General features: G+C 67.1%; 20 protein-coding genes. 5 read left to right on the plus strand and 15 right to left on the minus strand.

Going from position 1 to position 17,813, the window contains the following annotated elements:
• Nucleotides 1–62: 62 nt before the first annotated feature.
• Nucleotides 63–749, minus strand: a complete 687-nt coding sequence (locus tag AWC02_RS16995) for a TetR/AcrR family transcriptional regulator (RefSeq protein ID WP_085130099.1) — start codon at nt 747–749, stop codon at nt 63–65.
• 221 nt (nt 750–970) lie between these two features.
• On the opposite strand from AWC02_RS16995, the gene AWC02_RS17000 reads away from it, so the two are divergent.
• Nucleotides 971–2,143: an acyl-CoA dehydrogenase family protein gene (locus AWC02_RS17000; RefSeq protein WP_085129880.1), complete on the plus strand. Its 1,173-nt coding sequence runs from the start codon at nt 971–973 to the stop codon at nt 2,141–2,143.
• Between the two features lie 45 nt (nt 2,144–2,188).
• Here the strand turns inward: AWC02_RS17000 and AWC02_RS17005 are convergent, their stop codons facing one another.
• Genes AWC02_RS17005 through AWC02_RS17035 form a run of 7 tightly spaced genes read right to left on the minus strand, consistent with a single transcriptional unit; the run spans nt 2,189 to nt 7,936 of the window.
• Nucleotides 2,189–2,992, minus strand: a complete 804-nt coding sequence (locus AWC02_RS17005) for an acyl-CoA dehydrogenase family protein (protein ID WP_237160507.1) — start codon at nt 2,990–2,992, stop codon at nt 2,189–2,191.
• Between the two features lie 2 nt (nt 2,993–2,994).
• Entirely contained in the window at nt 2,995–4,167 is a 1,173-nt protein-coding gene (locus AWC02_RS17010; RefSeq protein WP_085129881.1) for an acyl-CoA dehydrogenase family protein, read from the minus strand.
• On the minus strand, nt 4,164–4,586 hold the full coding sequence (locus AWC02_RS17015) for a nuclear transport factor 2 family protein (protein WP_085129882.1): 423 nt from the start codon (nt 4,584–4,586) through the stop codon (nt 4,164–4,166). The genes AWC02_RS17010 and AWC02_RS17015 overlap by 4 nt, the downstream gene beginning before the upstream one ends.
• Nucleotides 4,570–5,799 (minus strand): metal-dependent hydrolase family protein, encoded by a 1,230-nt coding sequence (locus AWC02_RS17020; RefSeq protein WP_085129883.1) that lies wholly within the window; start codon nt 5,797–5,799, stop codon nt 4,570–4,572. The genes AWC02_RS17015 and AWC02_RS17020 overlap by 17 nt, the downstream gene beginning before the upstream one ends.
• A gap of 2 nt (nt 5,800–5,801) precedes the next feature.
• Nucleotides 5,802–6,125, minus strand: coding sequence for a hypothetical protein (locus AWC02_RS17025; protein ID WP_085129884.1), 324 nt, complete (start codon nt 6,123–6,125; stop codon nt 5,802–5,804).
• Nucleotides 6,109–7,386 carry an aromatic ring-hydroxylating oxygenase subunit alpha gene (locus AWC02_RS17030; protein WP_085129885.1) on the minus strand — a complete coding sequence of 426 codons (1,278 nt, stop codon included), beginning with the start codon at nt 7,384–7,386 and terminating at the stop codon, nt 6,109–6,111. The genes AWC02_RS17025 and AWC02_RS17030 overlap by 17 nt, the downstream gene beginning before the upstream one ends.
• A gap of 4 nt (nt 7,387–7,390) precedes the next feature.
• Entirely contained in the window at nt 7,391–7,936 is a 546-nt protein-coding gene (locus AWC02_RS17035; RefSeq protein ID WP_085130101.1) for a carboxymuconolactone decarboxylase family protein, read from the minus strand.
• A 265-nt stretch (nt 7,937–8,201) separates the two neighbouring features.
• Between AWC02_RS17035 and AWC02_RS17040 the strand changes: the two genes are divergently transcribed.
• From AWC02_RS17040 to AWC02_RS17055, 4 genes are all read left to right on the plus strand, one after another.
• Nucleotides 8,202–9,482 (plus strand): amidohydrolase family protein, encoded by a 1,281-nt coding sequence (locus tag AWC02_RS17040; RefSeq protein ID WP_085130102.1) that lies wholly within the window; start codon nt 8,202–8,204, stop codon nt 9,480–9,482.
• 110 nt (nt 9,483–9,592) lie between these two features.
• On the plus strand, nt 9,593–10,888 hold the full coding sequence (locus tag AWC02_RS17045) for a cytochrome P450 (RefSeq protein WP_085129886.1): 1,296 nt from the start codon (nt 9,593–9,595) through the stop codon (nt 10,886–10,888).
• A complete protein-coding gene (locus tag AWC02_RS17050) occupies nt 10,885–11,091 on the plus strand; it encodes a ferredoxin (RefSeq protein WP_085129887.1) in 207 nt (68 codons plus the stop codon). Before AWC02_RS17045 ends, AWC02_RS17050 begins: the two co-directional genes overlap by 4 nt.
• Nucleotides 11,091–11,399, plus strand: coding sequence for a DUF1330 domain-containing protein (locus AWC02_RS17055; protein ID WP_085129888.1), 309 nt, complete (start codon nt 11,091–11,093; stop codon nt 11,397–11,399). Before AWC02_RS17050 ends, AWC02_RS17055 begins: the two co-directional genes overlap by 1 nt.
• Here AWC02_RS17055 and AWC02_RS17060 read toward each other — a convergent pair.
• The 7 genes from AWC02_RS17060 to AWC02_RS17090 all read right to left on the minus strand — a co-directional run bounded on the left by AWC02_RS17060 (nt 11,396) and on the right by AWC02_RS17090 (nt 17,804).
• The gene (locus AWC02_RS17060) at nt 11,396–11,605 is read right to left on the minus strand and encodes a ferredoxin (RefSeq protein WP_085130103.1); all 210 of its coding nucleotides are present in this window, start codon (nt 11,603–11,605) and stop codon (nt 11,396–11,398) included. The two genes, AWC02_RS17055 and AWC02_RS17060, sit on opposite strands and share 4 nt — an antisense overlap.
• Before the next feature lie 8 nt (nt 11,606–11,613).
• Complete coding sequence (locus AWC02_RS17065) at nt 11,614–12,816, minus strand: cytochrome P450 (RefSeq protein ID WP_085129889.1); 1,203 nt, start codon at nt 12,814–12,816, stop codon at nt 11,614–11,616.
• Between the two features lie 112 nt (nt 12,817–12,928).
• On the minus strand, nt 12,929–13,747 hold the full coding sequence (locus AWC02_RS17070) for an NAD(P)-dependent oxidoreductase (protein ID WP_085129890.1): 819 nt from the start codon (nt 13,745–13,747) through the stop codon (nt 12,929–12,931).
• Nucleotides 13,747–14,628, minus strand: coding sequence for an alpha/beta fold hydrolase (locus AWC02_RS17075; RefSeq protein WP_237160508.1), 882 nt, complete (start codon nt 14,626–14,628; stop codon nt 13,747–13,749). Before AWC02_RS17075 ends, AWC02_RS17070 begins: the two co-directional genes overlap by 1 nt.
• A 10-nt stretch (nt 14,629–14,638) precedes the next feature.
• Complete coding sequence (locus AWC02_RS17080) at nt 14,639–16,288, minus strand: thiolase C-terminal domain-containing protein (protein WP_085129891.1); 1,650 nt, start codon at nt 16,286–16,288, stop codon at nt 14,639–14,641.
• Entirely contained in the window at nt 16,285–16,494 is a 210-nt protein-coding gene (locus tag AWC02_RS17085) for a ferredoxin (RefSeq protein WP_085129892.1), read from the minus strand. The genes AWC02_RS17080 and AWC02_RS17085 overlap by 4 nt, the downstream gene beginning before the upstream one ends.
• Complete coding sequence (locus AWC02_RS17090; protein ID WP_085130105.1) at nt 16,491–17,804, minus strand: NADH-ubiquinone oxidoreductase-F iron-sulfur binding region domain-containing protein; 1,314 nt, start codon at nt 17,802–17,804, stop codon at nt 16,491–16,493. The genes AWC02_RS17085 and AWC02_RS17090 overlap by 4 nt, the downstream gene beginning before the upstream one ends.
• Nucleotides 17,805–17,813 lie beyond the last annotated feature (9 nt).

The following is a 17,813-nucleotide window of genomic DNA, read 5'->3' on the forward strand; positions in this document are numbered from 1 at the left end:
TGAGGTTAGGTGGTTCCCCCGCCGATGTCCAGGGTTCGCGGCGGCGCTGCCGGCGCCGGAGCTCAGCTGCGTGCGGCCACTGTGGATGCGTCCGGCTCGGGGTGCCCGAAGCCGTGCGCGCAGAAGTCCCAGACCTCCTCTGCGGTCAGCGGATTGACGGCCGGATCGGCGGAAGAAGGGCTGGACTGGGCGTTGAAAAGGACGGTCTGCATCACCATGGCCGCGAGCCGGCGGGGGTGGGTGTCGGTGCGCAGCCGGCCCGCCTCGGCGGCTTGCTGGGTCAACTCGGTGAGCAGATCCAGCAGTGGTGTGTGAGCCACGCGAACCTCGGCGGGATGGGTCAACAGCAGCGTGGGGGCGAAGTCGGTGAACAGTGGCCGTTTGGCTGCGGGATCGGGTCGCGAAGACTCGAACAGCAGCTCGACGGCAACCCGTAGGCGTTCCAGCGGATCTGAGTGGCTGGCCGTTGCGGCGCGGATCTGATCGGCGGCGCGGCTCAAGGCATCTTCGAACAGCGCCAGCAGCAGCTCGTGCTTGCCGTCGAACTGCAGATAAAAGCTGCGCAGGGACTGGCGCGAGCGGTCGACGACCTCCTGGACGGTGAAGTCGGTGCTGCCCTTTTCGATGATGATCGACTGCGCGGCATCCAAAAACCGCTGAACACGTTGCCCGGCGCGGATCTTCGCGGTCTTGATCGAGCGTTCTACCGCGCGCTGCTTCCAGGCGGGTTCGTCGCTGGGAGTGGTCACCGGCGTACCGGACGCCGTGATGACCGGGGTGCGGAGCGGGCGCACGGGACGGAGGCGCGCCGCCGGTGGGGCGCGGTGTCGTGCGGCCGACGATTCAGAGATCGTAACTTCTCCATTCGAGAATGATATTCTCACCTTCGCGTCTAGGGAAGCAGACGCCCAAGATCGGCGCCCTTTTTCGAATCCGGAATTCCCGGGGCGCCCGAGCCGAGGAGTCCGGAGTGCAACTGACCTTCGATCCAGAAGTCGAGAACTTCCGGGCCGAATTCTCGGCCTTCCTCGACGAACATCTGCCGACCGACGCCGAGGCCGTGCAACGATCCCAGTCGTGCTCCGACGTACCGGAGTGGGCCCGTCGATGGCAGCGACTGTTGTTCGACAATGGCTGGCTGCTGCCGGCGAATCCACCCGAATTCGGCGGCCGCAATGCCACGATCCTGCAGCAGTACGTGCATTCCGAGGAATTGTCGCGCCGGCGTATCTACCCCAGCTTCAACCCGCAGGGTGTCGGCATCATCGCCGCGTCGCTGCTGTCGTTTGGAACCGAAGAGCAGAAACACCGCTGGGCGGTACCGATTCTGCGGGCCGAGATCACCGCGTCGTTGGGCATGAGCGAACCCGGTGCCGGTTCGGACCTGGCGGGCCTGCAGACCCGGGCGGTGCTCGAGGGCGATCATTTCGTGGTCAACGGCCAGAAGGTCTGGACCTCGGGCGCCCATGACGCCGATGTGCTGCTGACCTTCGTCCGTACCGACCCCGATGCGCCCAAGCACAAGGGCATCAGCGTGCTGCTGATCCCCACCGACACCCCAGGGGTGGTGCGACGGCCCTTCGCGTCGGCCTGCGCCTATGACGACGTCGACTTCAACGAGGTCTTCTTCACCGACGTCGTGGTCCCCGCCGAGAATCTGGTGGGTCCGCTCAACGGCGGGTGGACAGTGGCCAACGGTTCGCTGGGGCACGAACGCACGCTGCTGTGGATGAGCTTCGCCGACCGGTTGCACGATCAGATCCACGATTTCAGTCCGCGGGATGCGCTGGCGCGCGACCATTTCGCCACCCTGCTGATGGACCACGAGGCGTTGCGACTGCTCGGCTCGGTGGCGCTGGCGCAGGCGGCCCGCGGGGAGCAGGACGTGCCCGCGCTGTCGGTGCTGAAACTGCTCGGTTCAGAGGCCGTGCAGAACGCTGCCGAACACGCACTCGACAATGCCGGCGCGGCCGGCCTGATCCACCCCGCGAGCTCTGGTGTGTACATGCCGCTCAACGAGGACTTCGCCTCCGGAAGCTGGTTCGAAAGGTATCTGCGCAGTTTCTCGGGAACCATCGCCGGCGGAACCTCGGAGATTCAGCGCAATATCATCGCCCAGCGCGTGCTCGGCCTGCCGCGCTAGGTCACCGGGATCCAAGCGCCGGTCGGGGTGGAACCCGTTGCGCGCCTAGAGCTCAACCAGTCGTGGCGCCGAGCCCCGGGCCCGTAGGCCGCCGCCGACGCGGCGGGTCAGTTCGCGGGCATTGCCGAGCAGTCCGTCGAGCACCAGTGCTCGCTCGATGTGGCGGTGCAGGTCGTGTTCGGCGGTGAAGCCGACGCCGGCGAGCACCTGCTGGCAGTGTTTGGCCGCGGTCAGCGCAGCCCTGCCCGCCGCCGCTTTGGCCAGCATCGAGGTCAGGTCCGGGCTCTCGGCGACGGGAACGGTGAGCGTGGCCTCGGCCCCTTCGATGGCGACGAGTGTCTCGGCAAGCCGGTGCCGAATCGCCTGAAATCCCGCGATCGGCTTGCCGAACTGTGTTCTGTCCAGTGCGTGCCGGCGTGCCAGGGCCAGCATGGCCCGAGCCGAGCCCACCAGCCACCAGCCCACCGCGCGGCGTGCCTCACCCAGGCGCATCAGTTCGCCGTTGGGCACCTGCCGCAGCGGCAGGCCGCCCAGCACGGTGTTGCCCGCGCTCTCGCTGCGTTCCCAAATCACCCAGCTGCCACCGGCGTAGGGCATCGGCGGCGTGCCGCCGGGCAGGCCGCCGATGGTCTCCAGTACCACGTCGTTGAGCACTGAGGCGTGCGCGCCGGTCTCGCCGAGCAGCCGGAACACCAGGGGGATAGCCGCGTCCGGGTCCTCGGAGAGCATTTCTGCCCAGCCCAGTTCGGCCAGTGCCTGATCCAGTGCGGGGCCGGATGCAGACGCCATGGTCTTACGCAGAGTGTCTTCCAGCAGAGCCAGCGAGGTGGCATCCATGGCGGTGCTCATCGTCACTCCTTCCCGAGGTCGAGCAGTCGGCGGGCGATGATGTTGCGCTGGATCTCGGCGGTGCCGCCGTAGATGGTGGCCGCTCGGGAGTACAGGTACTCCGGGCGCCACCTGCTGTCGTCCAGTTCGATCAGGCCCGGAAGCAGGTCGCGCGTGGTGTCGTAGAGCAGCTGTTCGGCGCCGGCCAGCAGCACCTTGTCGATGGAGGTGTCCGGGCCCAGCCGGTTCCCGTCGGCAAGCCGGTGCTGGGTGCCGCGGGAGCGGCAGCGCAGGGTGTGCAGCGCCAGATACACCGCGCCCAGCTCGTCGTCGACCGCTGCGCCCTGGCGCTTCACCTCGGCGATCAGCGCATCGAAGCGCGAGTACAGGTAGGCGATGCGTTGCCAGAAGCAGGTGGAACGTTCGAATGGCAGTAGGTCCATGGCCAGCTGCCAGCCGTCGCCCGGGCGGCCGAGCATCCGGGAGCCGTCCACGACGACATCGTCGAAATACACCTCGCAGAACTCGTCGACGCCGTGCATGGTGCCCAGCGGGCGCACCTCGATGCCGGGGGTGTCCATGTCGACGAAGAAGGCGGTGATGGCCTGGTGATTCGGCGTATCGGCGCCACCCGTGCGCGTCAACAGGATGCAGCGGTGGGAGTACTGGGCGAAGCTGGTCCAGACCTTCTGGCCGTTGATCACCCACTGGTCGCCGCGCGCCGTGGCCCGGGTGGACAGCGATGCCAGGTCGCTGCCGGACCCGGGTTCGGAGAAGCCCTGACACCACTGCTCGCGGCCGGAGAGCAGGCGCGGCACCATCTCTGCTGCGAGCTCGGGCGACGCGTAGTCGATCATGGTGGGCGCCAGCACTTCCAGCATCGAGTACGGCCCGGGCTCGGCGAGCCCACGACCGACGACCTCTTCGCCGACGACGGCCCGCAGCATTGCCGGGCCGCCCAGTCCACCGGCCTCGACGGGCCAGCCGTAACGCATCCAGCCCGCCTCGTAGAGGGCGGCCGAGACGCGGGCGAACTGTTTGAGGTGTCCCTGCAGCGACGTGTCGGGGCCAGGACGAAGGTCGTTGGCGTCGAGCCAGGCGCACAGCTCCGCCTGGAACTGCGCGATATCGACCTCGGAGCTCGGACTTTCGCCGAGGGCGCCCGCGGCGCCCCCGGCTGTGGTCGGCGTGGTCATCGGGCGGACGGACGGCCGACCGCGTGCGGACGTCCGGCGTCATGGGCCCCGCTGCGACGGATGAACGTCATCGCCCGGGTTCGCAGCCGCCAGCCCTCGGGGGTACGCACATAGGTGTCGTTGTAGTAGCCGATGCGCATGTCGTGGCTGGCGTGGTCGATGAAGCACAGCGGCTGGGTGCCGGTCGCGGTGTCGCCGTCCAGCTCGATCACCGGGGTGCCGGTCATGAACAGGCCTTTGGGTGCCGCCTCGACCAGTACCGGGAACCGGTCCAGCGAATAGGTCTCGCCGAACGCACTGTAGGTGCCGTCCTCGGTGAACACCGCCACCAGGCCCTCGATATCGCCCTGGGTGATGGTCACCGCGTAGCGGGCCAGCGTCTGCTGGATCTCGACCAAGTCGTCAATTCTTGTTGACATATACCTTGCCGCCTTTCATGACGAAGTTCACGTTGCGGGTGACGCCGATATCGGTCAGCGGATCCCCGGGAACCGCAATGACATCGGCCAGCAAGCCCTCCGCCAGGCGCCCGCGGTCGCCGGCGTTGATGAGTTCGGCGGCGGTCACCGTCGCAGCCCGCAGGACGGCGGCCGGGGGCATGCCCCACTCCACCAGCGTGACCAGCTCGTCGGCGTTGCGGCCGTGCGGGATCGCCGGCGCATCGGTTCCGACCGCGATCTTCACCCCGGCCTCATAGGCCGCCTTGATCGACGTGCGGGCCTTGGGAAACATCTCGGCCGCCTTGGCCTGCAGTTCGGCGGGTGCTTTGGAAACGTCCATGGCCTCGGCCAGACGCCGGGTCGTGACCAGGAAGCGGTCGTTGTCGACCAACATCCTGATGGCCTCGTCGTCCATCAGGAAGCCGTGTTCGATGCAGTCGATGCCGCATGCCACAGCGTGTTTGACGGCCTCGGCGCCATGGGTGTGCGCGGCAACCCGCAGGCCCCTGCGGTGCGCCTCGTCGACGATCGCCCGCAGTTCCTCGTCCGAATAGTGTTGCGCGCCGGCCTCTCCGGTCAGCGACATCACGCCACCGGAACAGCACACCTTGATCAGCTGCGCACCGTGCTTGATCTGGTAGCGGACCGCTTTGCGGATCTCATCGACTCCGTTGGCGATACCCTCCTCGATGCTGAGCTCCAGCACGCCCGGCATGAAAGCCGCGAACATCGTGGGATCCAGGTGCCCGCCGGTGGGGGTGATCGCGTGCCCTGCCGGCACCACCCGCGGCCCCTCGATCCAACCGGCGTCGATCGCCTTGCCCAGCGCCACATCGAGCAGATATCCGCCGGTCTTGACGAACAACCCCAGATTGCGAACCGTGGTGAACCCGGCGTGCAGCGTGCGGCGCGCATTGCCCACCGCCCGCAGCACCCGCGTCGGTGGATCGTCCTGCACCTGGGACAGGCCGGGATTCTCACCCCGGCCCCCCATCAGGAGGTTGACCTCCATGTCCATCAGCCCGGGCAGCAGGATCGAGTCGCCGAGGTCGATCACCTCGTCGGCTTCGGCGTCGCCTGGGGCACGTTCGCCGATTCCGACGATCCGGTCCCCGTCGACGTGCACGATGCCGGGCCGGATGAGGACTCCGGATTCGACGTCGACTAGCCCTGCCGCCTTGAGCGTCAGCACCCCTAGATCACCGGCTCGCTGAGCAGTTCCACCCATGCCGCGCCACTGTCTGGGACGCGCGGCTGCTTCCAGGCCTCGATGGGGAACGAGACCATGACGAGGGACTGCATGATATGCATCAGAGTCCTTGCCTCATCTGGCAAGTCGTCGAGCGGGAACTTGTCGCAGTACGCGATAACGTCTTCCAGCATCGGGAATGCGACATCGTAGAACTCCTGCATCTCGGCCATGGACGACGCCAGCCGCTTGGCGTAGCGGTCGGGCTCATGGGCCAGGTCCCAGTCCAAATAGGGCTCCAGGGCAGCGAATTCAGACGGTAGCGGCACTGTGGTACTCCTTCACGAAGTCGCGGTTCACCTTGTGCAGGTGGCGGATGAGGATCTCTTGGTCGCACAGCAGGAAGTCCTTGACGGCCTTGGTGCCGATCATCGTCTGGGTCGCTTCCAGGGTGTTGGCGTCCTGTAGCGCGTACTCCTTGAATGTGACGGCGGCCAGTTCCTGAGCCAGGCGTTCGCGCGCATTCTTCGGCGGAACGAAGTACAGGTTGGCCTCGAAGGTGTGCTTGTCCACGGCGGTCGGCCAATATTGGTAGGTCAGGTACCAGCCCGGCTCCCAGATCAGCAGCATGAAGTTCGGGTAGAAGAGCCACGAGTCGATGCCCCACTGCGGCGCCCGCTTGACGTTCACCCCCGGCGGCAGATCCTGGAGGTTGGCGATGACATCTGGCTTGTCCCACGGGCCGAACAGTCCGCTGCGCAGCACCCGGTCCAATGGCTTGACCATCGACATGTCGGGCGGCGGCGCCTGGCCGCCCCACGTCGACTGCAGGCTGTGCGGGCCGGCCAGCTCGTAGTGCAGCGCTTCGTAGCCGAACTTCTGGATCTTTGCGGCCTCCTCCTTGGTGTACTGCCCCTGGTGCAGGATCGGCGCGTGGTAGAACTCGATGAACGCGTCGATGAAGAGCTTCCAGTTGCTGCCGACTTCGGCGCGGTAGGAGTAGGTCTCGGTCATCTCGCCAAACGGGTAACCCTCGATTCCCTTGGCCAGCGGGCCGAGGTAGTCGGCGAGCGGCTGCGCGTGGTCGTCGAAGTTGACGAAGATGAAGCCCTCCCATACTTCGCAGCGCACGCCGGCCAGGCCGTACTCGCTCTTGTCGACGTTGAAGAACTCGTCCTCCTGCTGGACGAAGGTCAGGTCGCCGTCCAGGCTGTAGCGCCAGGCGTGGTACTTGCAGGTGAACTGCCGGCAGATGCCGGAGGTCTCCTCGTTGGGGAAGTCATTCCACACCAGCTTGTTTCCGCGGTGGCGGCAGATGTTGTGGTAGGCCTTGACCGACCCATCCTTGGTCTTGACGACGATGATGGAGGTGCCCTTGCACACCGAGGGCAGTTCCCGGGTGAAGTAGCTGCCGGTCTTGGGGAGCCGTTCGACGCGACCGACGTTGATCCACATCCGCTTGAAGACCGCCTCGCGTTCGGCCTCGTAGAATGCCGGATCGATCGAGTCGCTGTAATCGACTGGCTCAGTGCCCAGTTCGGGATAGTTCTGTGTCCAGCTGCCAGCAGCCGGCTTGGGGAAGTGGGGCACGGGTTTACCTCTCTGATTCCGGGTTTTCGTCGAGTTCAACGCCAAAGGTGTTGAAGGCCATGGCCAGCATGGAATAACAACCGACCGTGAAGACGAGTTCCATCAGTTGTTGCTCGTCCAGGTGTTTGGCGAGGACCGCCTCGGTGGCAGGGGACAGGCGGGAGGCCTCGTCGAGTTCGTCGGCGGCGTTCACCACGGCCTGGTACAGCTCGTCGCGTCCCGCGCCGTGCTGAACGTTTTCGATGTCGGCGTCGGTGAGGCCGGCCGCTTTGCCGATCGTGATGTGGTGCACCCACTCGTATTCGCAGGCGCGGCGGTGGGCGGTCCGCAGGATCGCGAGCTCGCGAAGGTTTCCGGGCAGCGATGAGCGGTACAGCAGCTCGACGTTGAATTTGAGGAACGCCCGGGCCAGCTTCGGGTGGTGAACCAGCATGGTCATCGCCGAGCCCGCGTCGCGGGAGTTGCGCCTGTCCGCGGTCAGCACTTGGGCCAGCGCACGCTGGACCGCCTCCTCGTCCCACTGGGACTCCGACAGCGGAGTCAGACGCATCGGTTCCTCCTCGTGTATGAGAATTGCATTCTCATATTTGACCAACAGATTTTCATGTTTGGTTCGATTGGTCAACACTTCGCCGTTTGCGCCGGTGAGGCGCCTGGCGGAGCGGCGCTGGGCGCCGCCGGTCGCGCCGCGGGCGCCGCAACGCCCGGAGATTGGGTGAAGGTTGATTCTCCGAAAAGGGGAAGATAGTTTTCAGCGGAGACGTCAGAAGCGTCAGGGGCCGGCCACGCTGCCGCGCCCGGAACGGAGGATGGCCGTGAACAAGGACGACATGATCCTGATCAGCGTCGACGACCACACGGTGGAGCCGCCGGACATGTTCGCCAATCACCTGCCGCGCAGGTACCTCGACGACGCACCGCGCCTGGTGCACAATCCCGACGGTTCCGACTCATGGCAGTTCCGCGACGTGGTGATCCCCAACGTCGCGCTCAACGCGGTCGCGGGCCGACCCAAAGAGGAGTACGGGCTCGAACCCCAGGGGCTCGACGAGATTCGGCCGGGCTGCTACAACGTCGACGAGCGCGTCAAAGACATGAATGCCGGCGGCATCCTCGCGTCGATCTGCTTCCCGTCGTTCCCCGGTTTCGCCGGCCGGCTGTTCGCCACCGACGACCCGGACTTCTCCGTGGCGCTGGTGCAGGCCTACAACGACTGGCACATCGACGAATGGTGCGGGGCATACCCCGCGCGCTTCATTCCCATGGCGCTGCCGGTCATCTGGGATGCCCGCAAGTGCGCCGATGAGGTGCGCCGCGTGTCCAAGAAGGGGGTTCACGCCCTGACCTTCACCGAGAACCCGGCTGCGATGGGTTACCCGAGCTTCCATGACGAGTATTGGAATCCGTTGTGGGAGGCGCTGTGCGACACCGACACGGTGCTCAATGTGCACATCGGGTCGTCGGGAAAGCTCGCCATCACCGCACCGGATGCGCCGATGGACGTGATGATCACCCTGCAGCCCATGAACATCGTTCAGGCCGCGGCCGACCTGCTGTGGTCCCGGCCGATCAAGCAGTTCCCGGACCTCAAGATCGCGTTGTCCGAGGGCGGCACCGGCTGGATCCCCTATTTTCTGGAGCGGGCGGACCGTACCTACGAGATGCACTCGGGATGGACCGGTCAGGACTTCGGCGCCAAGTTGCCCTCCGGGGTGTTCCGGGAGCACTTCTTGACGTGTTTCATCTCCGACCCGGTCGGGGTGAAGCTGCGGCACGACATCGGCATCGACAACATCGCTTGGGAGGCCGACTACCCGCACAGCGATTCGATGTGGCCCTCGGCGCCCGAGGAGCTCTGGGATGTGCTGAGCGCCAACAACGCTTCTGACGAGGACATCAACAAGATGACGCACGAGAACGCGATGCGCTGGTACTCCTTCGATCCCTTCGCGCACATTGCCCGCGACCAGGCCACTGTGGGCGCATTACGGCAGGCTGCCGAGGGGCACGACGTCTCCATCCGGGCGCTGAGCCAGCACAAGCGCGGCGAGCGGCAGGCGAACGCGCTGATGGACGCTGCGCGATCCAACAGCTGACCCGCCGGGGTGGCCCGGGCGCCCATTGACGGGCGGCATCGGGTTATGAAATTCTGTTCACCGTTGATGAGAATGCCATTCTCGGTTGCGAGAGGGAGCGGAACGGCTCGATGGATCCAGACACGATCGACTTCTTCACCGACCAGGCCGTGGTAGGCGACCCGTACCCCTATCTGCGTGCCCTGCGCGAGCGGTCGCCGGTTACCCGCGAACCGCACCACGGCGTGATGATGGTGACCGGTTGGGAAGAGGCCTGCGCGGTGGCCGGCGATGCCGAGCGGTTCTCCTCGTGTATCGCGGTAACCGGGCCGTTCCCGGGCTTCCCGGTGCCACTGGACGGAGACCTCGGCGGCGAGACCGTCGCGAGCCTGATCGACAAGCATCGAGACGAACTGCCGTTCAGCGACCAGCTGCCGACCCTCGACCCGCCGACGCACACCGATCATCGCGCGCTGCTGATGCGGCTGTTGACTCCCAAGCGTCTTAAGGAGAACGAGGACGCCATGTGGGAGCTCGCCGATGCGGTGCTCGACGAGTTCCTTGCGCCCGGCGCCGGCGAGTTCATCGGAGGGTTCTCCGTGCCGTTCACGCTGCTGGTGATCGCGGACCTGCTGGGTGTTCCGGACGAAGACCGGGACAACTTCGTCAAGAACATGCACCGCAACGTCGGTGGCGGGATCGGCAACACCGAGGCCAAGGCGCTGGCGCACAGCCCCCTGGAGTTCCTCTACGCCACCTTCGCCGGCTATGTGGCCGACCGCCGCAGTGCGCCGCGCGATGATGTGCTGACCGGCATGGCGGAGGCGACGTTCCCGGACGGCTCCATTCCCGACCCGATGGACGTGGCCAAGGTCGCCGCCAACGTGTATTCCGCCGGCCAGGAAACCACAGTGCGGCTGTTGGGATCGGCGCTCAAGATCATCGGCGAACGGCCCGATATCCAGCAGCGTCTGCGTGACGACCGCAGCCTCATCCCGAACTTCATCGAGGAGGTGCTGCGCTACGAGACCCCGGTCAAGGGTGATTTCCGGCTCGCGCGGGTGGACGCCGAGATCGGTGGGGTGCACGTCCCGGCCGGCACAACGCTGATGGTGCTCGCTGCTGCGGCCAACCGGGATCCGCGCCGGTTCGCCGACCCGGAGACCTTCGATCCCGCACGCTCCAACGCCCGGCAACACATCACCTTCGGCCGCGGCATCCACAGCTGCCCCGGCGCGCCCCTGGCCCGCGCCGAGACCCGTATCGCCCTCGAGCGACTGCTGGACCGCACCACCGATATCAGGATCTCCGATGAGTTGCACGGCCCGGCGGACGCGCGGCAGTTCCACTACATCCCGACCTACATCCTGCGCGGGCTGATCCAGCTGAACCTGGAATTCACACCGGTCAAGCAGGCCGTGCGATGAAGGTCTGGGTCGACCCGGACCGCTGTGCCGGGCATGGAATCTGCACCACGATCTGCCCGGAGGTGTTCGCCATCAACGACGACGGGTATGCCGAGGCCGCCGGCGACGAGGTGCCGGCGCAGTTCGAAGGCGCGGTTCGCGACGCCATCAAGCAATGCCCAGAACGTGCCATCGACGACGTCACCGACACTCAGGAGAGCTAATGGCGAACGCGCCCAAGGGATATGTCATCTTGACCGAGGCCATCAAGGACCCGGCGGGCATGATCGCCTACGGTAAGGCTGCGGGACCGACGATGGCCAACGCCACAATCCTGGCCGTCGAGACCCAGCATGAGGTGCTGGAAGGCGAGTGGCACGGAAACCAGACCGTCGTCCTGGAATTCGAATCCGTCGACGCAGCTCGCGCCTGGTACCACTCGGAGGGTTACCAGGAAGCTGCGAAGTTGCGGCAGGCCGCGGCCGAGTGCAATGCGGTGATCCTGTCGGGGTTCCCGGCCCGACCTGCCTAGTCGGCTACCTCGACGATCGACAGCGCCTGGCGTGGGCATCGGCGGACAGCATCGGCGATGTCGCCTTCGGTGTCGGCTGTGACGTCCGGCTTGAGGATGAAGAGGTTGTCGTCGTCGTCGACATGGAACACCTCGGGGTTGACGGCCATGCACACCGCATTGGCTTCGCACAGTCCGTAATCCACTACCACCTGGCGCTTAGGCATCGGCACCCCTAGCTCAACACTCGGACCGGGACGCTGTGCCATCCGGAGACGTTCTGCATGTGCACTCGTTGCAGGCCGTCCCAGTCCACCTCGTAGCGGGGCATGAAGTCCAAGAGCCGGTCCAAGGCGATGGCGCTTTCCATGCGGGCGAGTGCGGCGCCCAGGCAGCTGTGTATCCCGTATCCCAGGCCGAGGTGCTGTGCCTGCGTCAGGTCCCGGTCGATGTCGAAGGTGTCGGGATCGGTGAATGCCTCCGGATCCCGGTTGGCGGCGGCGCTGATCAGGAAGACCGGTTTGCCGGCGGGAATCGTTCCGCCCGCCACGTGGGCCTCTTTGAGGGTGTACCGGACGTTGTACTGCACCGGGCCCTCAAAACGCAGCAGTTCCTCGATCGCGGCGGGAATCTTGCTGCGGTCGTCGAGCAGCTTCTGCCACTGATCGGGCTGGCGGGCGAAGATCACCATGGCATTGCCGATCAGCTTGGTGACGGTCTCGGCCCCGGCGGCCCCGAGCAGCGAGGCGAAGCCGGTGATCTCGATATCGTCGAGGCGACGCATCTGGCCGTCTTCGCCGGGCATTTCGGCGGCGATCAGCCTGCTGATCATGTCGTCTTGGGGGTTGGCGCGCCGTTCCTGGATCAGTCCGTAGTAGTACGTCGCGGTCTCGATGTTGGCGCGCATCCCGGCTTCGCTGGTCTCGATCTGCCCCGGCTCGCGATGCAACGCGGTGTCGATCCAGCGCCGCACCTGCTGGCGGTACTCGTCGGGAACCCCGGCCATCCGCGTGATGACCTCCACCGGGAACGGCCCGGAGAAGTCCTGCACCACGTCGAAACCGTTGGGGTCGACGGCGGCGAGGAACCGGTCGACCTGTTCGATGACAGTCTCGCGCTGGGCCTGGATCGCGCGCGGGGTGAAGGCCTTGTTGAGCAGGCTGCGCATGTGCCGGTGGTCCGGCGGGTCCATGAAGATGATCATCTTCGCCGGCGCCGAACCGGAGCGCACCATCGCCAGGTCGCAACCGCGGGTCGACGAGTAGGTCGCGAAGTCCTTGAGCGCCGCGGCCACGTCCTCGTGGCGGGTCAGGGCGTAGAAGTCTTCTTCGGCGTTGTAGTACAGCGGCGCTTCCTCGCGCATTCGCCGATAGATCTCGAACGGGTTGTCGAAATACTCTTCGGAGAACGGATCGAAGACGAGTTCGGCCTGGGTCATCGGACCTCCTCAGGGCGCCGCACGCTGCAACGGGCGACGATGAGACGACGGACTATAATCGATACTGTAAGTCAAACGGCAAGCCGCCGGAGGCAAATGCCGCCGACCGGTGTCACCGGGGATGGTCCATCAGCGACAGGGCCGCGTCGGCAGCGTCGAGCACAGCCCCCGGTTCCGCCTCCGCCCGCTGCGCCAGGTCGGACACCAAGCGAACATCCTTTTGCAACAAGGAACCCGCCAGGCCGGCCAACCGGTCCAGGGTTCCACCGGAACCCCGGATGCTGTTGAGTGCGAAGCTGCTCGCGCTGCCTCGTGACACCACCTCGGCAAGCTGTTCGGTGGCGACACCCAGCTGCCTGCCGAGTGCCAGCGCCGTGGCGGCGGTCCCGAGGTTGGCGGTGAACAACAGATTGTTGAGCAACTTGGTCACCTGCCCGGCACCGAGGTCGCCCAGATGCACCACCGGGTCCGCATAGGTCTCGAAGACCGGCCGGCAGCGCTCCACGGCCTCCGGGTCGCCGCCGGCCATCACCAGCAGAGTTCCGGCCGCAGCGGCCGGACCGCCGCCGCTCACCGGGGCATCGATCACCGCAACACCGTGCTGCTCGCAGTGCTGCGCCAGCCGGCGGCAGGTGTCGGGATGCACCGTGGAGTGAATCGCGATGATCCCGCCGGGCTGCAAACCGGCCAATACCCCGTCATCGCCCCGAACCACCTCGTCGACGTCGGCGTCACCGACCACGCACAGGCAGACCACGTCGCTTCGGCTGCCCAACTGCGCGGGGGAGTCGGCGATGCTGACCTCGGTGTCGGCGAACTGCTCCAGGGTGCCGGCCCGCCGGGCCCACAGCGTCGTGGTGTACCCGCCCTCGACGATGCGTCGCGCCATCGGCGCGCCCTGGCTGCCCAGCCCGATGAAACCGACCCGCATCAGCTGACCTCCTTGTCGCGCGCGAGCGCCGCGGCCGCGCAGTCGTTGACGAATGACAGCACCGACCGGTGATAGTGCTCCGCGCTGAAGCCGAGGCTGAGATTGTGGCCCGCGCCTTCTTGGTCATTGCAGGTGAAACTGCTTGCCGCGCTGAACACCTCGCGGATCTGTCTGCGGGCCTCCGCGCCGGATTCCCAGACCTTCTCGTGCTCGGCGAAGGTGAAGCGCACCGGGACCCGGATCTGTGCGGCCAGCGCGGGAAAGTCCCGGCGTGGCCAACTGCCGACCATGTCCGCCTCATAGGGTGCACCCGAGGACACCTTGGTGATCCCGCGCAGCACCGCTTCGGGATACAGCGATGCGGGCTCCCAGAGCAGTTCGCGCAGGACGGCGTTGCGCTGGCCGGGTTCGGGTGCGTTGAATGCGGCGCGGGCGGCGTCCCGGTACCGCAGCCCGGTACCGGCCAGCTCGACCCCCAGCAGGTCGGCGCCGCGCTCATCGGCGGCCATTCGTACCGCCAGTTCGCATCCGTTGGAGTGCCCCAGCAGGAACAGGCCGGCGCCGCGTGCCCGGTCCCCGAGAATCCGCTCGACGGCCAGGTAGGCCAGCCGCACCCGCTGCTGCGGCGTTGCGGTCTCCTCGGGGTACAGCGCCGAGCTGCCGTAACCCGGGCGATCGAGTGCGATCACCGTGTATCCCAGTGCCGCCCCGGCTCGCAGCAGCGACAGGTTCGGTTGCCCGGGGCAGTCGAAATAGATCGACGTGGTCCCGCCGCCGTGCAGCGCGATCACCACCGCCCGCGGATCGGGGACTTCGGCAACCAGCGCCGACATCGGCACCCCGCCGGCGCTGATCATCCGCGGGCGCACTGTTCGACCCATGCGCCCCTCCTCAGGAATCGGTCCGCAGCAACATGACTCCGCTCGGTGTCAGCCCGCCGCTGCTGGCCACGGCGACCCTGGCGCCGGCGACCTGGCGCGCACCGGCTTCCCCGCGCAGCTGGGTGACGGCCTCGTGAATCAGCCCCATCCCGTGAGTGCGGCCGTGTGAGAGCTGACCGCCGTGGGTGTTGAGCGGCAGCACGCCGTCCCGGGCGATGTTCGTGCCACCGTCCAAGAAGCTCTTGGCCTCACCGATGCCGCAGAAGCCCAGGGCCTCGATCCAGGACAGGCAGTTGAAGGTGAAGCCGTCATACAGCTCGGCCACATCGACGTCGGCCGGCCGCAACGACGTTCGCGACCACAGGTGGGCGGCCTGGCCCAGGACCTGCGGCTCGTGCGTCAGGGTGCTCTGGTCCCAGTCCAGCCGCTCGATGATCTGGGTGCCGACCGCCTCCACCAGTACCGGCGGCTTGGCCAGATCGCGGGCGGCGTCGACAGCGGAGACGATCACCGCCACCGCGCCGTCGCACGGCACGTCGCAGTCGAAGAGGCCGAACGGGGTGGTGATCATCCGCGCGGACAGGTAGTCGTCCATGCTCATCGGTTCGCGGTAGATGGCCGTGGGGTTCAGCGCGGCGTTGGCGCGCTGGTTCAGCGCGATCCAGCCCAGCGTTTCACGGGTCGTGCCGTAACGGTGGAAGTGCCGCTGGGCGTTCTGGGCCAGGGTGTGCGCCGCCGAGGTCGCCCCGAAGGGAACCTGCCAACTCGCGGTTCGCCTGCCGCCCGGCGGTGACGCTTTGCCCGCCTTGAGCAGTTCGCCGAAGGTCGATTCCCAGACGGTGCGGAAACACAGCACATGGCGTGCCAGCCCGGTCTCCACGGCCATCATCGCGGCGATGACAGAGCCCCCGGGGCCGAAGGTGTCCATCCCGCCGTTGATCCAGGTCGGGCGCAGCCCCAAGGCGCCCTCCAGCGCCGCGACGCCGCCTTCTCCCATACCGGCCACGTCCAGGCCCGGGTAAGTGGAGAGTCCGTCGATGTCGTCGAAACTCAGCCCGGCGTCGGCGACAGCCTCCTGGCAGGCCGCAATCGTCAGGGCCAGCGGCGTCGCCATGAGCCGACGGCCCAGCCGCGACGCACCGATGCCGGTGAGGGCCGCCTTGTCCTCGAACTTCGCCGTCGTCACCATCGGGCGCACGTGCCGGCCGTAGTCCTGCGGTGCGATCTCGTCGGCCGGCAGAGGCCTGATCTCCGTGCTGTCGGCCACCGGGCGAAACACCGGCAGCCAGACGTCCTCGACGTTGGTGAACGCGACTTGGACCTGCTGGCCCAACTCGAGACGGTCGGGGTCGCAATCGATGATGTTGGTGGTCAGCCGAACTCGGGGATCTTCGTCGATCGCCACCTGAGCAACCACATACGGTGCCGGCAGACCGGGAAAGCTGAACCGGTGGTTGACGGTGAAACCGGCCAGCGTCGCCCGCCCGGAGACGTCTCGTACCCCCATGTTCGTCCCCCGGCAGTACCGGCACACCGGCTGGGGCGGATGAATCAGCGCGGCGCAGTCGAGGCAGTTCTGTAGTCGCAGTACGCCGTCAGCACCAGCGGTCCAGAAGAATTCGTTCTCGGGCGTGACCAAGGGCAGTGGGCGTGCGCTCACGCGTCGTCCTCCTCGGGGACCTCGATGATGGCGTGCACCGGGCAGTCCAGCAGGGCGCGCCTGACGTCGTGCTCGTCGGCTTCGGGCACAGTCCCGTCGCCGGTCAGGGACGCGTAACCCCAGTCGTCCAGCGAGAAATACCCGGGTGCGTGCTTGGCGCAGAAGCCGAACCCGTCGCACAGCGTGCGATCCAGGCGGACCCTCATACCGGCACCTCCTCTATCGCGTAAGGACGCTCGGCCGCGAAAGCCCCGGCGCGGCAGGCGTCGCACGCGCCGTCCAGATGGCCGGCCACCAGTGCCGGAAACCGATTCAGCAGGCTGGCGGCGATATTGGTGGCGCCGTCCAGCGTGCCGCAGGCACCCCGCCCGGGTAGCACCCCGGCCCACCGTTGCAGCCGCTCAACATCCTCGGAGGTCGCGACCCCGTCCCGAAGTGCCTCGGCAACCGCCGCCATCGCTGCGGTGCCGTTGAAGCATGATCCGCACTGCCCGGCGTTCTCCCGGCCGTAGTAGGCCAACACCGAGGCCGCCACCGCGACGGGGCACTCGTCGGTGAGGACGGCGATCGCCGCGCAGCCCAGGCCGCTGCCGACGCCACGCAGCGACTCGTGGTCGAGGCCGACCTGCAGTGTGTCGGGGTCGAGCAGGCCGGCGAAATAGCCGCCCATCAGCACACCGCGGACCCGCTCACCCACAAACCCGTGCACGCGCAGCAACTCAGAGAGCGCGACGCCGTGCGGCAGCTCGTAGAGCACCGACGGTCGCCCGCCGCCGCTCACGGTGGCCAGGAAAGTTCCCGGGGACAGCGAGGTTCCTTGTGCGCGAAAGGCCTCCGCGCCGTGGCGCAGGACAAAGGGAAGGTTCGCCAGCGTCTCGACGTTGGACACCAGCGTCGGAAGCGCAGCGACTCCCCGCTGGTAAGGGCGGGGCGGCTTGTCTGTCGGCTTCGCCGGGCCGCCGTTGATCGCCCGCACCGCGGCGGTCTCCTCGCCGGCCACATAGCTCGGGTCGACGACGAACACCTCGATCGACAACCCGCCGAGAACATCCTGGCCGAGCTGGCCCAGCGCGTTCTCGACGCTGCGGGCGGACATCGGATCGGAGACATAGACGTAGGCACTGCGGGCCGCCACCATCGCGGCGGCCAACCGAAGGCCGTCGATCACCAGATGCGGCCGGCGACGCAACAGCCAGCGGTCCTTGGCCGAAGCCGGTTCGCCCTCTTCGCCGTTGGCCACCACCACCGCGCCGCCGGCGCGCCGGCCGCCGTCGCGAACCGAGCGCAGCTTGACCCCCAGGGGGAACGCCGCACCGCCGCGGCCCAGCAAGCCGCTGCGCTGCACCTCGCCGAGCAATCCGTCGGCGTCATCCAGCGCCTGATAGCCGCCGTCGGCCAGGTACTGCGAGGCGGACTCAGTCTCCGATCGCGCTCCCAGCAGCCGGGGCTCGCAGCCCGGCCAGGCGGCCACGGTGATGGCCGCCAGGTCGGGGGTAGCCGTGCACTTGGTCGTCATCGCCACCTC

It is taken from the genome of Mycolicibacter engbaekii (genome assembly GCF_002101585.1).
GTDB classification, from domain to species: Bacteria; Actinomycetota; Actinomycetes; order Mycobacteriales; family Mycobacteriaceae; genus Mycobacterium; species Mycobacterium engbaekii.

Bases quoted from the DNA above. Each gene is read 5' to 3' on its own strand.
- AWC02_RS17005 (WP_237160507.1), bottom strand. From the start codon at position 2,992: ATGAGCACCGCCATGGATGCCACCTCGCTGGCTCTGCTGGAAGACACT.
- AWC02_RS17010 (WP_085129881.1), bottom strand. From the start codon at position 4,167: ATGACCACGCCGACCACAGCCGGGGGCGCCGCGGGCGCCCTCGGCGAA.
- AWC02_RS17015 (WP_085129882.1), bottom strand. From the start codon at position 4,586: ATGTCAACAAGAATTGACGACTTGGTCGAGATCCAGCAGACGCTGGCC.
- AWC02_RS17035 (WP_085130101.1), bottom strand. From the start codon at position 7,936: ATGCGTCTGACTCCGCTGTCGGAGTCCCAGTGGGACGAGGAGGCGGTC.
- AWC02_RS17045 (WP_085129886.1), top strand. From the start codon at position 9,593: ATGGATCCAGACACGATCGACTTCTTCACCGACCAGGCCGTGGTAGGC.
- AWC02_RS17050 (WP_085129887.1), top strand. From the start codon at position 10,885: ATGAAGGTCTGGGTCGACCCGGACCGCTGTGCCGGGCATGGAATCTGC.
- AWC02_RS17055 (WP_085129888.1), top strand. From the start codon at position 11,091: ATGGCGAACGCGCCCAAGGGATATGTCATCTTGACCGAGGCCATCAAG.
- AWC02_RS17060 (WP_085130103.1), bottom strand. From the start codon at position 11,605: ATGCCTAAGCGCCAGGTGGTAGTGGATTACGGACTGTGCGAAGCCAAT.
- AWC02_RS17065 (WP_085129889.1), bottom strand. From the start codon at position 12,816: ATGACCCAGGCCGAACTCGTCTTCGATCCGTTCTCCGAAGAGTATTTC.
- AWC02_RS17070 (WP_085129890.1), bottom strand. From the start codon at position 13,747: ATGCGGGTCGGTTTCATCGGGCTGGGCAGCCAGGGCGCGCCGATGGCG.
- AWC02_RS17075 (WP_237160508.1), bottom strand. From the start codon at position 14,628: ATGGGTCGAACAGTGCGCCCGCGGATGATCAGCGCCGGCGGGGTGCCG.
- AWC02_RS17085 (WP_085129892.1), bottom strand. From the start codon at position 16,494: ATGAGGGTCCGCCTGGATCGCACGCTGTGCGACGGGTTCGGCTTCTGC.
- AWC02_RS17090 (WP_085130105.1), bottom strand. From the start codon at position 17,804: ATGACGACCAAGTGCACGGCTACCCCCGACCTGGCGGCCATCACCGTG.